The sequence below is a fragment of the Glutamicibacter sp. NPDC090743 genome (assembly GCF_044769125.1).
Taxonomy (GTDB): domain Bacteria; phylum Actinomycetota; class Actinomycetes; order Actinomycetales; family Micrococcaceae; genus Glutamicibacter.
In genome coordinates this window covers 309,987-323,839 of record NZ_JBIVXE010000007.1, presented here as the reverse complement: position 1 = coordinate 323,839, position 13,853 = coordinate 309,987, and the positions used below count along the sequence as shown (strand labels likewise).

Annotated in this window: 9 protein-coding genes and 1 pseudogene; 2 read left to right on the top strand and 8 right to left on the bottom strand. The window is 49.1% G+C overall.

The window, feature by feature from the left end; genetic code table 11:
* Positions 1-468: 468 nt before the first annotated feature.
* Positions 469-815 (top strand): annotated as a pseudogene (locus ACIQTS_RS16125) (transposase); the annotation flags it as partial.
* A gap of 204 nt (positions 816-1,019) precedes the next feature.
* Here the strand turns inward: ACIQTS_RS16125 and ACIQTS_RS16120 are convergent.
* The 8 genes from ACIQTS_RS16120 to serA form a co-directional block, all read right to left on the bottom strand.
* Positions 1,020-1,982, bottom strand: a complete 963-nt coding sequence (locus ACIQTS_RS16120) for a hypothetical protein (protein WP_402473895.1) — start codon at positions 1,980-1,982, stop codon at positions 1,020-1,022.
* Between the two features lie 2 nt (positions 1,983-1,984).
* Positions 1,985-4,192 carry a hypothetical protein gene (locus tag ACIQTS_RS16115; RefSeq protein WP_402473894.1) on the bottom strand — a complete coding sequence of 736 codons (2,208 nt, stop codon included), beginning with the start codon at positions 4,190-4,192 and terminating at the stop codon, positions 1,985-1,987.
* A gap of 48 nt (positions 4,193-4,240) precedes the next feature.
* Positions 4,241-5,107, bottom strand: coding sequence for a hypothetical protein (locus ACIQTS_RS16110; RefSeq protein WP_402473893.1), 867 nt, complete (start codon positions 5,105-5,107; stop codon positions 4,241-4,243).
* Positions 5,108-5,304: 197 nt separating this feature from the next.
* Positions 5,305-5,631 carry a transposase gene (locus tag ACIQTS_RS16105; protein WP_402473892.1) on the bottom strand — a complete coding sequence of 109 codons (327 nt, stop codon included), beginning with the start codon at positions 5,629-5,631 and terminating at the stop codon, positions 5,305-5,307.
* A 320-nt stretch (positions 5,632-5,951) separates the two neighbouring features.
* A complete protein-coding gene (locus ACIQTS_RS16100; protein ID WP_402473891.1) occupies positions 5,952-6,146 on the bottom strand; it encodes a hypothetical protein in 195 nt (64 codons plus the stop codon).
* Positions 6,147-7,147: 1,001 nt separating this feature from the next.
* Positions 7,148-8,599 (bottom strand): hypothetical protein, encoded by a 1,452-nt coding sequence (locus ACIQTS_RS16095; protein WP_402473890.1) that lies wholly within the window; start codon positions 8,597-8,599, stop codon positions 7,148-7,150.
* A 280-nt stretch (positions 8,600-8,879) separates the two neighbouring features.
* Complete coding sequence (locus ACIQTS_RS16090; protein WP_402473889.1) at positions 8,880-10,187, bottom strand: DUF6395 domain-containing protein; 1,308 nt, start codon at positions 10,185-10,187, stop codon at positions 8,880-8,882.
* A 211-nt stretch (positions 10,188-10,398) separates the two neighbouring features.
* Positions 10,399-11,994, bottom strand: a complete 1,596-nt coding sequence (gene serA, locus ACIQTS_RS16085; RefSeq protein ID WP_402473888.1) for a phosphoglycerate dehydrogenase — start codon at positions 11,992-11,994, stop codon at positions 10,399-10,401.
* A gap of 511 nt (positions 11,995-12,505) precedes the next feature.
* Between serA and lhgO the strand changes: the two genes are divergently transcribed.
* Positions 12,506-13,708 carry an L-2-hydroxyglutarate oxidase gene (lhgO, locus tag ACIQTS_RS16080; protein WP_402473887.1) on the top strand — a complete coding sequence of 401 codons (1,203 nt, stop codon included), beginning with the start codon at positions 12,506-12,508 and terminating at the stop codon, positions 13,706-13,708.
* The last annotated feature ends 145 nt before the right edge of the window (positions 13,709-13,853 follow it).

The following is a 13,853-nucleotide window of genomic DNA, read 5'->3' as shown; positions in this document are numbered from 1 at the left end:
CGTTTTGGGCGGCGCAGGTTGCCGAAGAAGCTTCAGATGCCCGAAGCGGCGTGGATCAATGAGCCGGTGAAGCGGTTGGAAGGACAAGAAATGCAGGCTGGTTAACACTCATTGGTCTCACTTGACTTGAAAATTTCCGATGGTGGCCTTGAAAGTTGAGGGGAAGTTCGTTTCGTCGTATTCAACCAGAGGTATTCAGATGACTCGTCAATGGGAGAAGAAAGCTGAGCAGTATCGTGCTGTCATCCAAGCTCGTGAGGGTCAAATGCCGGCGTTCTTTGACCACCAATAGCGTGGGACAGCTACCAACAGTTCTGGCCTGTTGGTAGCTGTGTACAAAGTATTGAGATCGGTTGTCCACGAAGTGGTGAGTTTCAGTGTCCACGATGTAGCGAGATTTCACACCGACTAGGCAGAACAGCAGTACCATCTTGCAAGAACAGAAGTACCTGGAGGCGCTATTCTGCAACCGCCGCGATCATCATCGCCGAGACTTCCGGCAAGACCTTCGTTAGCACCGCAGCCTTGGCTTCCTACGCTGGCTTAGCACCAACCACGCGCCAGTCAGGGCCCTCAATCAAGTCCGAACGAGTGAGCCGCTCAGGCAACAAGCGTTTGAAACGAGCCTTGTTCCTTTAAGCGTTCGCCTCCATCCGTTTCGACCCGACCAGCCGGAGTACTACGACAGGAAACGAACCCAGGGGAAACGCCATAACCAAGCACTCGTCGCGTTGGCCCACCGACGGCTCACGGTCCTGTTCGCCATGATCCGGGACGTGTCACTCTATGATGTTCCGGAAATGAAAATTGCTTGACACCGAACATAGGGGCACCCGCGCCACCTCTGGGCTAACTTTTATCCTTAAACCTGCGGCACAGTAATCAGTGCCTCGCTCAAATAAGCAATCGACTTGTTCGCATTGAATCGCGGATAGTTGGTTTCGTGATCGATTGGAAATCCTCCCAAAAGTTTTTAGGACTTATTACAGTCCAACTTTTGGGAAGCAGTACCAAAATTCCTACATCCGAGACGACCAAAACGCAAGTGCCTTCCGTTCAGCACGATCGAAGTCTAACTCACTTATTTCATTAGCGAATAGTGTCGCATCTAAACTCATCCGCTTTTCCTGAACAAAATTCATTCCGCCAACGAGTCCGGCCCCTGCAAGGCTCAGCCCGTCGAAGACATGAAGAAGTGCGGTATCACGATGCGCTAGCGATGGCTTTTTACTTTCATCCGTAAGTAGAGCAATATTCCATTCCCGCTGACCAGCGAAATTCGCCAGTTTTCGCGCCGCAGGCGAATCGTCAGAAACAAAAAGCATCGAACTACCCGCTACTTTATTGAGCGCGACGGTCCATCGTACATTTTCATCCAGCTCTATCACATGTTGACTATAACCCGGCGAAACCTCACCTAGCCAACCACGCCAAGAGTAGTGTTCCGTGGTCGTACCAACGAATAGATCTGACAGATCGGGTGACTCTGACAATCCGACAATAGCTAAAAGCTTATTCCAGGAGTCTCTTAGTGTGATACGAGAAGAAAAATCAAAAACTAGCCGAACACCAAAATCTCGCACTACTCCTGACAATTCGTTCTCAACGTATTTCTTCCAGGAGCCATTCTCACTGTCCCATTGAATTTCGCTTTGCAGGTGGGTAACAGCCCAGTTGTAAGGTCGCAGAGATTTGAAAATCGGCATATCCGTCGAAATGACTACTCTAAAAGCTTGCGATACTTTCTGAATTTGATGCAGTTGGTCCACGGTTGCTTGCAAATTCTGGCCGAAGTCTCTGAGCGCAGGCACGAGTACAGCGGGTTTAGATTTCAAAGTGTCAGAATCGAGGCTCAACCCACCCGCGAAATTTAACGGACTACCAACGAGTTTCGTTATCGACTCAAAATCAATGCCGGCGAGAATACTTTGTGACGGTTCCCCATCGATACCGCAAACTCCTTCTGGAATAGTTGCAATCATCCTTACCTTTCCTTCGCAATCGTAGAAATATACTTTGCCGCTTTATACGCCCCATTATCGAATGAATACTCATTCATTTTGCTTATGATCATGTCTCTAATCGACCGATCAGCCAATTTTTTAATCGCTTCACTGATTCCCATATTGCTTTCCGGGGCAACTGCGAATCCTAAGCCATGGTCATGGGCGAACATTGCACGTGAAATCTGGTCATCAGTAATAGTTTTCAGATTTGGGATCCAAAGAGTAGGAACCTTGTAGGCCAACCATTCATGGTAGGAATTGTATCCGGTCGCAGAAACAACGAAATCAAACGCTTTGGCATACTTAGCTAGAGGGTAAATAGAAAGAGACCGTACGTCAGATTTATGATGATCGCTATTCGATATCAGCGGACTTGTCATTAAGATCTCCCAAGGCACTTTAAGAGCTCGTACTTCTTGAATAATTTCCGCAACATCATCGTCAATCTTGTTGATGTTTCCAGCGCCCAGGGTAATAAGCATAGCGTTGGCATCAAGGCCAATACCGAGCTCTTTTCGAGCCTCAGCCCGTGTAAGCAGTTCGGATTCGTCCATGACTACAATCGGCTCCACTTCATACGCGTCTATAGCGCGTTGAGTCGCTCCCTTATCATACTTTTCCGCCACGTCTCCGGGGGCGACTACAGCAGAAAAGTTGGGATTTCGAACCATAGATGTACTGGAAATTTCTTGTCGCCACATACCTCTACGCATCCAAACGAATTCGGCTTCGTAAGATTTTACGGCAAGCGAAATTCCTTGGTACGGCCAAGTGCCGTCGAAAACCACGACATCAGGTCGAGCACGGTTAAGCGCTTCTACGAATTTTCTATTAAAGTACTTATTCCATTCCGGGCCTTCGATTCTCAAATCGCCTTTGGACGGCAAATACTCGAAGTCAAACCCGTATTCAGAAACCACTCCACAGGCCTGTGAAAGGGATATGAAACTGGCGACAACATCCGAGTCCAGGCGCCTCGCGACTGCAAGTAATCGTGTTAGATGTCCCATTCCAGCACCATTACTGGTAACGAAACAGACCTTTTTCGGCTTCCGTTCCATTTCATTGATTCTGGTGCTATTGAACAATATGGGCGGAAGCGACTCGTCATTCTTTAGAACCTCGGCTGCGTCACTGTGTAACGGGAATCCCAGCAAATCGCATAGGTTCCTAAAATTGTTCATCCGACTACTGCGGTATTTCTCCTCTAAAAGATTATCTGCACCACTGTTCTGTTCCGGTGAGAGAATACGATCGATGAGCTCATTAGTAATTCTTCCATCAAAATAATGCGCCCGTTCCTCAACGACAGGACGAAGCAACTCAGGTATATAAATGGGAATACCAGTATTTAAACAATATGAAATTTCAGATTTCCAGTCGTTTGATTTTAACCCTGATAACGGTAATATATACACGTCTAACGAGGCGATGAACTGCTCCTTGTTGAGCGGAACGAATGGATATCCTAAAATAACTTCTTTGCCATCGCGCGGGTTTTCTAAGCGGCTGGGCAATGCGGCCCTAAGGACTAAATGCGTATCTTGACTACTTGAAATTTTCTTAGAAATCTTTTTTAATTCAACACCAAGCTCTCTGTTGGCATCGTCAAATGTAGAACCCAGCCAAAATTCCTTGGACTCGCGTACAACCTTCGTTATAGGCACCGAATCCTCGGAATTCAAAAAGTTCCATAAAGCCGATCGATGATTGGGCGCATGAATCTGAATTGCTTTGAGATCGTCATTGGACGAGCCCAAGAAGATGGTCGATCCGGTTGCGATCGCCGCAGATCTATCCAAGACTTTGCCGAACCCCGAGTCACTTCGGAACCAGTCTATATCTTCTATCAGGTACGCAATCTGTTCTGTTGAAAATTGAACCTCAACACCGTTTCTCAAAAAATTCGGGGTATCGTAAACAAACGTGCTTGATGCCAGGAATGCATCTCCTTTGCCCACGAATCGGCAACCTACTTTTAATCCGTATTCTATTAGGTCTTGAATTTTAGAGGCGTCAGCAGAGCGTGGACCAGCAGTCAAAGCAATAGCTACGCTGATTCCAGCGTTGAGAAATAAACTAATATCGGCTTTCAAATCCATACGCAACGAAGTTAGCTTTTCTTCTGATGCAATAATGAGAACGTCTCCGTTTATCGGGTTTTCTTTAGAAATAACAGCATTCACTTTGGCTCCTCTTTTTTCCTTAATTCGATATTGCGATCGAAAAAACATCTATCTTTCAAGACCATACTTGACAGCATCTTTAATTTCGTGTAAATCTTCCAGCATACGGAACCTGGCTAAAGCTTGAGATTTATATTGGACGGCACTTTGCGAATTAGTTGCTTCCGCAAAATCGATGAGCTTTTCTTCAACTCTGAGATTCATTTCGACGAGCCTACGCAATCGCAATTCATTACTGTGCTGACTTGCTTCCGACCTCTTTACTTCCTCGGATAAAGCCGTAGTGAATTCGACAAGCCGCCTCAGCCGCAATTCATTACTGTGCTGACTTGCTTCCGACCTCTTTGCCTCCTCAGTTAAAGCCGCGATGGATTCGACAAGTCGTCTCAGCCGCAATTCGTTGCTATGTCCGTCAGATAAAATTTTCGTCGCGTCTTCAGCAATTGACCTTACGGACTCACTTAAATCTTGTTGGCGCTTCACAAGCTCCAGCCTGTCAGATTTCAAACTGTCAAAGATAGGTTTCATATCTTTGAGTGCGTCATCGGAACTTCTCACCATTGCAGTACATGTGCGCATAAGATCTTTAGTCTCGTCGAAGCTAGCCGTCCTATTTCGACTCCAATCGAGCAAACGCCTGAGCCTGAGTTCATTACTATGGTGGTCTTTTCGGAGTGCGCTAAGTGAATGATCAAGTTGGTCGAGACGGCTGTCGCGTAAGCTCGCCCTGTTGCTCTGAGCACGTAAATGTTTGGTGTACTTCCGAAGCACACGCGAGTTCTGTTCTTGGGCGCGTAACAAAATAAAACCAACGAATGACGTGAAGAGAACTAGAACGTAGCTACTTCGGTCCTCCCGGAAAATGACTAGGAAAACTATCGCTAATACGGCACTTAGTGAGATACCAAAAATCATTTTCCTATGGCGGGTAATTCTCAAACCATTCACTTCCTCGATAAGATCCGATAGGCGTAAAACGACATATACTCAGGCATAGGTCGATTGCCGATTCAACTGACAGGGGAATTCAACAGACCCTTTTCAATTATATGGTCATCCGCAGTGTTTTCACGGATTTGCCGCAGAGTGGTCATCGACCGTTGTCGTATCGACTACTTATGGAAAACACACAGCGACTCGTGAGGCGAGGCTGCACCAGCGAATCGTTCATCGACATAGTCCGTATGTCCCGTCCGTGTCCGAGCCACTTCGTTCAGCGTCTTATCAAACTGTCGATCCCCACGACGATTTAGTCGGTAGCGCTCGTGTTTTCCGGATGAAGCTTGCAAAGGTGAGACGACAGCTAACGCAGCGAACGCTGCTTCCGAGTGCACTGGTCCCGGATATGAGAAGACCATCAGGATCCACGCTGTTGTGACCGGTCCTTGCCCGAAGACTTGCTGCAATTCTGGTGCGAGTTGCTCGTCCAGGTCAGACATGGCTTTGTTGTTTTCTTTGAGCAGTTGGGCCGCAGCGCGGATGCTAGAAGCCAGAAACTTGGCTTCTTCTCGGGCGAACCGTTGATCGAACGAATCGGAACTATGCTGCCGAATATGCTAATTTGTTTTATTTGTTGCGTCCTTAGACTTAGATGAGTGTCAAGTCCTAGGTCGAAAGTACGTACCAAAGCTGACAAGGAATTCCTGGTGCTCACGCGTATAGGATCTATCCGAACCCTGCTGGCGGAACAAATACTCCATGCCGCGCGGGCGCCTTCTCTACGGGGACGCAGGAGTTTGGATGTGTCTTTGCCTAGAATTCAGATGGCTGCGGCAATTGCATCGATTTCGTCGGATTTGCCACGGCCGGTCTGGTCCTTCCACCGTGGTGGCTTTGCCACGATAACTTCAATATGGGCACCGACGAGCGTGTGTGCGATGGTTGCCGCATAGGTGCAAGTTCCTTCGACTGCAGCGATTCTTTCTCCGCGGATGTTTGGTTGCAGCCAAGCCACGGATCGGTTCATTCCTGGGGTGCTGTCGGGGAAAGTCTGGCAGTGCTCGCGTGCGTCATTCGATGCGTTGATAATGGATTAAGAATGAATTCTTGCACGGGTATCTATTCCGCTGACTTACTCGCCTCTTTTCCAGTTGGTGGCCGTTTGATTGGCGGCGGTCTGGGTGGAGTGCTTGGCAGACGGGATCTCTAACGATTCGCACGTCCCAAGAAAGGGCGTGGACGATCTTCTATGGAGCCATATCAAGTCGCCTGATTGGCGACACCTGTCAAAATGGACGAGTCGTTGAAAAGTCACCCAGAATTCAGTGAAGACAATCTCTTGATTAGTCACATCATGGTGCGAGGCATCCATCTTGCCAGCAGGTCCCAAATCTGCCAATAACCATTAGAGAACTATCGAGACAAGGTCTCCACATGTGATCAGATCCTGTGTCCACAAGGCACTGAGACTATACAAAGCCTTGAAATGGGTTGTCCGCGAAGCGACGAGGTTCAGTAACTACGAATCCACGAGACTACACACCGGCTCGTTACACAAGTGCTACCAAAGACGTCTACTAAACAGTCGTAGTCCCCTCTTGAGTCTTATGAGGTTTTCAGCATCGGGACTACGGTGGCTTTGACTGCTTCATTTGTTGCCACCGGCGCTATATTCGGGCGTCGAGTGTGGTTCCAACGCTGCAGTTTGAAATTCGGTATGGGCTCATTTACGGATGTGATAGAAAGTTTTGCGACTAATTCCGTGTTTACTACAGATGACGGTAGTCGCGCATCCGAGATGCGTCTTGTGCACATCGGACGATGGCTAAGCATATTGTCGAGTTGTCTGGCTGAATTCTCACACTTTCCAGTTCATCGGTCCGAGTGCTGGCCATGAGGCCGGCAATCGGACTGTGTGCTTCTCTAGTGTTAAATCTCGTGTATAAGTATCGCCACTTTAAACATGGAAATCTCACCGATGTCTTGGGGAAACATATTTAAAAAGACTCAGCGATGCTAAATGTTTCTATAATGCATAAGTGTCGCCATGCCGTAGAGCACAGTCGCATGGTCCAACTCAGGCTGAGCGTCGTTCATGATTCTATGGCATCTATCCCAAAGGCCAGCATGCCAAGGGGAAAGGATCCCCCAGCGACCGATAGCATTCACATATTTATTGAAACCGCCGCTACCGTCAACGTAATTACTAACTAGCGTCCCCGAATCAGTATCATCTAATATATTGTTCATAAATGTGTTGGCAAACATTTTCAGGTCAGATTCACGGAATATTATTCCGGCCTTCGCCGCATCAACACACGCTTCAATCGCTATTATGGCGTGCGATATATCTTCCATCCTTGGATAGCCAATGCGTGATGTACGCCAATCCGAAACTCGTTCAGTCACATCGTACCCATTGTGATTAACTCCAGCCACCGAGAAATACGGCCAAGTATACGAGTCACCAATATCGCTCTTCGCGACGGATAAGCTGTGCACAAAATGTTTGATCATCCCTTCAGAAAGATCACGATATTTAGCCTCATTCGTTATCGAATAAAGTAAAATAAAACACCTAGCAATAGAAAGGGTATGGTTCAACGGGGCATCCGTAGATTCAAAATCATAAGGTGCATCATTTTCAATTTTTATATAAATCCCAGATTCATCCGTGCAAATATCCTTGGAGTGATAATTTAGCGCTTCAACTGATATTTCCGTGTATCTCTGAGCATAAGATTCATATTGAGATAGGTTTGCATCCATTCTTACAAGTTGACAAAATTCTAAAAGACTAGCGCAGATCTGACCGGTTTCCACCGCTGCAGTATAAAAATTTTCCTTCAATTCTATAGCTCTAGTACCTATGAAGTTCTCCCGCGAAAAATCTTGAGATACCTTGGCTGCAGCCAGCGGCTGCTTCCAATTTTGTTCGGACAGGACTTTAGTAATATATCTTTCTGATGTCTGGTCCAGGTTTACATTCTCAATTACGCCAAAACTACGATTACTCTCATCGAAAAATTCTAAGCTGAAACTTGATTCACCTTGAAGAATTTTAAGGTAGCTTGCGTTTTTAGATCTAACCTCTAGGATCCCAGGGCCGTCAACCTCTTGAATAACATTAGAGTTTGTTGTATACGGTCTGCCTGAGCTCCAGACTGGCCCAGAATACCCCTTGTAATCTTTCAATCCCATCAACGAATCACGAGACAACAAAATTTGTTCTGCATGGCCAATGAACTTACGTAGAAATCTTTCATCCTTAGTAGTTTTGAACATTAGCAAGTAGCTTCTCGCCACCAGTGCTGCACCCCAGGCGATTGAGCCTCTATTCCGCTCTTCAGTTGCAGCTTGGTACCGAGGTGAATTTTGATACGCCGGGAATAAGGCATCGCAGCGGTCAAATGAATCAACATCCGAATAGGCGATGGGCTGTTCAACACAGTCAATATATCTCTTCAACTAAAACTTCCTTTTCTCGATATATCCATGCTTTGAAGACGGTTGCTAAAATTTTGATAAATTTATTATACTTTGCGTCCATTTATATGGATATTAACTGTAAGACGGATTAGATTTAAGGGCGTGCTTTATTTTGTTTTAGGTGTTCGTGAACTATTTTCCATCATAGTCAATTCGGACTCTAGCACAAGAAGGCAATCGACAATAGGCAAATTGCCTATTTCGTCGATCGCCTTCTCGTGCATCCGATTTTACGAGAGTTACGAATTCCGTGACTTAATTATTTATTATTATAATTATCTGCATTGTTTGCGATTATCTTAAGCCACGATACTTGACTGACTTCATATTTATCCAAGGCTTTTTTTAGGTCAAAATGCTCGAAAGCGCGAATTTGTTCATCTGTCATCATTGGCAAATAACGATTAGCCGCTATTATCGTAGATGCCTGATATTTTCTTGGTATCAATCGCATAGCCGCAGGGTACCATCCAGCGGTGAAGGAGACATCCTGCTCCAAGGACGCCAGTCTCTCTTGCAACGAATTCAACAATGGATCATCGCCCTCATATGAAGCCATAACTCTGGTAAGGATTATTTCAAATCGAATCGGGTCTTTTTCTAAGAAGGGCCTAATTGTCCGGTTCGCCATCATACGGCTCACCTCTTTTTGTTCTGGCCAATCGTTGTTTAACGATGCCGCGATCAAAGATTTGCGGAAACACTTAACGCACGCTCTACAAGGTTCCCCAGGAAGCCCTCGAATACAAGACTGCGCCAAATATCCAAACTTTGATGTCTGAACAATCGTAGATGACCCAATTTCACTAATTCCAACAGTTGGCATATACATCATCAAGCCAGCAGCTTCGAAGAGCTGCTTCCAACGAGTATAAATAGTGCGTTGAGTATATTCTTCCCAATATCCTTTGCCAGTAGAGTAAGATGACTCAGCAATAGTGCCGAATGAAATAGCATCGAGGTTGAGATGATCCGCAAGTAGCATTAAAGGCACAGCTGGAGCAGGATCAACTGAGAACCCGACAGGATCTCTCACCCATTCGTGGTCAGTTTCGACCACGTGAACGCTCTTTCCAGCTTTTCGCATTTCCGATATCGAATATAGCGCCATATCTGGCTTGTACAGGGTGTGCCCACCTTCCGGCGGAGGTGTACGCAGAGTGAACACGCATTCAGTGTCGTCAGGCATTAAAGCAAGCGCTGCCATCGAATCGACACCACCGGAGAAGGACAAGCCAGGTTTTGAACCTTCGTTGACACTGCGCTTTTCCATCCAGGGAGCAACCCGAAGAATCTGAATCCGACTTGCCTTTTGGACTGAGTCGGCAAAGTGTTGGCTTACTGCAAACGGCAGTGACAACTCTTTACCTACCCACGGATAGAACGTGACGAGCGCGGCTAGAGCTAAAAGATCCGGATGCGTATTGTCATAATCGAAGTCGTCTGGGAGAGCGAACGTCGCAGTCGGTCGGCGAAGCGTTGCTTTCCCAGCAACTTTTCGATCGTCGACTTCCAGTTCCGCAGTTAGCGAAAGTCTGTTTTCAGAGTAATGGAAATCTATTTTCATTTGGGGATTGACCTCTCAATCAAGCTACTTAGCACGAACATCCCATTTTTGAAATTTGTGATGCCGGCAACCGTACCCTAACTTATCAAAGTTTTTTTATTTCCTGACATGCTGGAGCTCATGCGTAGAAGATTTTCTTCAACGCATTTTCTCGTCCCCTTAGGCGCGATCTTGATTCCAATCTTGAGGAATAAATCCCGTAAACTGAGCGTCACCGGTTCAAATCAATCTCGCGAGCAACACTCGCGCCGATAGCGGCACCTACAACGTCCAGTACGCCCTGTGGCAGTGCCGAATCGATGTTGATGACGGCCAAGGCTTCAGCCTTCTTTTCGTCGCGTGCTACCTGCATGCCGGCGATGTTGATGCCCTGCTCCCCCAAGACATTGCCGAGCGAGCCAACGACGCCTGGGCGGTCCGCGTAGCGCACGACAATCATGTGATCCGAGATTGGGATTTCAATCTCGTGGCCATTGATGCCTACGAGCTTCTCGATCTGCTTAGGACCAGTCAAGGTACCAGCCACAGCAAGCTGGGTGCCCTCATTAGTGGAGCCCTTGATAGTCAGCTGGTTACGGTACTCAGGCGAGTCAGGGGTGGTGATCAGACGGGTAGCTACGCCACGCTGTTCAGCCAAGACTGGTGCGTTAACGTAGGAAACCTGATCCGACACGACATCCATGAATACACCCTTGAGTGCGGAGAGTTCCAGAGCCTTGACGTCGAGTGCAGCGATTTCGCCGGCAACCTCAACATCAATGCTGGTCAGCGAGCCCGAAGTCAACGCATTGAAGATACGACCAAGCTTTTCGATCAGCGGGATGCCCGGGCGTACGTTCTCGTCGATCACGCCACCTGCTACGTTCACTGCATCTGGAACCAGCTCGCCGGCCAAGGCCAGGCGCACCGACTTGGCTACCGAAACGCCAGCCTTTTCCTGCGCTTCATCGGTGGATGCGCCGAGGTGAGGGGTGACGGTTACGTTATCGAATTCGAAGAATGGAAGGTCGGTGCTTGGCTCCTTGACGAATACGTCAATGCCGGCGCCTGCGATCTCTTCGTTCTTCAGTGCTTCGTACAGTGCGTCTTCGTCTACCAAACCACCGCGAGCTACGTTGACTACGTATGCGCTCTTCTTCATCTTGGTGAATGCGTCCTTGCCAAGCATGCCCAGGGTTTCCGGGGTCTTTGGCATGTGGATGGTGATGAAGTCAGCTTCGGCCAACAATTCATCCAAGGTCAGCAGGGTGACACCAAGCTGCGCGGCACGAGCAGGAGTGACGTATGGGTCATAGGCAACGATTTCCATGCCGAAGCCCTGCAGGCGTGCTGCTACGAGGGCGCCGATGCGGCCGAGCCCAATGATGCCGGCCTTCTTCTCGAAGAGTTCCACACCGGTGTACGAGCTGCGCTTCCAAGCGCCGCCCTTCAGCGATGCATTGGCTGCAGGAATGCGGCGGGCCAGGGACACGATGTGGCCCACGGTCAATTCAGCCGCAGAAATGATGTTGGAAGTTGGAGCGTTGACCACCATGACGCCAGCCTGGGTGGCTGCCTTGATGTCTACGTTGTCCAGGCCTACGCCGGCACGGGCGATAACCTTCAGGTTCTTCGCTGCAGCAATGGCTTCTGCATCTACCTGGGTTGCAGAGCGAACGAAGATTGCATCTACATCGGCAATGGCTTCGAGCAGCTGGGAGCGGTCCGCTCCGTCGGTCTGACGAATTTCAAAGTCGGGGCCGAGAGCAGCAATAGTTGCTGGGGATAATTGTTCGGCCAGAAGTACGATTGGCTTGTTGTCAGACACGGGTGTGGCACCTTTGCGATTTCTTGGGCTGATGGTGGCATGAAAGCAGCTGTTTTTCGCTGCCTACTTTTCCAGAGTAGCGCTATGCATCCCCCGTTTTCCCTTGAATTCACGCATGTTACGCAGGGAAAATCCGACTTTGTGAAAACTTTCACTTATTGGATAGGATATGACAAGCGCTATGCCGGACCGCCGAGAAATGTTTGCTTTCTCCCGCTCTCGTCAGCGATTTATCTTGTTTCCCTAGCCTGAGCAGAAAGCGGCTAGCTTCCGCGGCGTCATCCGCATGACGAACCGCCGGCCACAATAGTCTCAGCCGTCGCTCTCTCTGAACTTTCCCAATCGGGATCGAGAACAACGGCGCGAGTACAGAAATCCCACCACACCGTAGATCAAACATCGATGAACATCGAATATTGTTCGTGGACAACACGCTCTGTCGACTATACGCTCGGCTCGGTATTGCTACACGCTCGCCAGCACGCGTGGCGAACTCAAAAGTTGGGGAGATATGGAAATGCAAATCGGCATCATCGGCGGAGGGATCTTGGGGATCGCTCTTGCCCGCGCACTCGCACTCAAAGACCAGGGCCACGTCACCGTCTTGGAAAAGGAATCGACTCTGGCCAGCCATCAAACCGGACGCAATTCCGGAGTGGTCCACGCCGGGTTGTACTATCAGCCGGGGTCTCTCAAGGCAGAGTTGTGTGCACGAGGCAGGTCGCTGACCCGGGAGTATTGCCAAGAGCATACCTTACCCTACCAGGAACTGGGAAAGCTGGTAGTAGCTCTGGGAGAAGGGCAACTGGCGCGGTTGGCAGACATGGAGAAACGGGCCACTGCAAACCAGGTTCCCGGCTTAGCCCGTTTGAACCGCGAAGAGCTACTGGGCATCGAGCCGCATGCGGCGGGAATTGCCGCATTGTACTCTCCCCATACCGCCTCGGTGGATTATGCTGCCATTACGCGACGCATGGCAGAGGAAGTCGTGCAAGCCGGTGGTTGTATCCTGCACAACCACGAAGTTACGGCGATAGAAACTGTGGGCGATGCCTGCCTGGTGTCCACCGAGCACAGCACCCACCGCTTCGATCAGCTCATAGTCTGCGCCGGGCTGCAGTCCGATGTGATAGCAAAAATGGTAGGAGCGGATCCATCCCCCAAGATCCTTCCTTTCCGCGGCGAGTACTGGGTCATGAGCAAAACTTCGGCAGCAATGGTCAACGGAATGATCTATCCGGTGCCCGATCCTCGTTTCCCCTTCCTCGGTGTGCATTTCACCCGTGGAGTCGATGGCGAAGTCCATGTGGGGCCGAATGCCGTCCCCGCACTCGCTCGCGAGGGCTACGATTGGACATCGATTTCCGTCAAGGACACCGCCGAGTCGCTGCGCTGGCCCGGCGCTCCGTCCTTGGCCAAAAAGTACTGGAAGATGGGCACCATGGAGATTGGTGCGTCGTTGTTCAAGCCCTTGTATGCCAAGCAAGCCAAGGCCTATTTGCCCGAGCTCACCTCCGCTGACCTCGTACAGAGAGGCCAGGCAGGCGTTCGAGCCCAAGCCTGGAGCAAAGATGGTTCGCTACTTGATGATTTCGCCGTTGACCGGGTGGGGCCCGTGACATTATTGCGCAATGCTCCTTCTCCTGCGGCTACCTCGGCTATGGCCATTGCCGATTATGTCCTGGCGCACTATTCCGTAGGCAAGACGCAGTAAGTTTCCTGCCTCGCTGTTTGACTGGGCCTTGGGCTGGTCAGGCAATCCAGGCGCACTTCGGCTATATCCGGTGTCGTTGGAGAAATCCATACGCTTTGCAGGAGGCGCACGGCCACATGCACACCCGAGATTCTCTCGTTTCCGC

Excerpts from the sequence above, each read along its gene's own strand:
- ACIQTS_RS16110 (WP_402473893.1), bottom strand. The coding sequence starts at position 5,107 with ATGATTTTTGGTATCTCACTAAGTGCCGTATTAGCGATAGTTTTCCTA.
- lhgO (WP_402473887.1), top strand. The coding sequence starts at position 12,506 with ATGGAAATGCAAATCGGCATCATCGGCGGAGGGATCTTGGGGATCGCT.
- ACIQTS_RS16090 (WP_402473889.1), bottom strand. The coding sequence starts at position 10,187 with ATGAAAATAGATTTCCATTACTCTGAAAACAGACTTTCGCTAACTGCG.
- ACIQTS_RS16120 (WP_402473895.1), bottom strand. The coding sequence starts at position 1,982 with ATGATTGCAACTATTCCAGAAGGAGTTTGCGGTATCGATGGGGAACCG.
- ACIQTS_RS16105 (WP_402473892.1), bottom strand. The coding sequence starts at position 5,631 with ATGTCTGACCTGGACGAGCAACTCGCACCAGAATTGCAGCAAGTCTTC.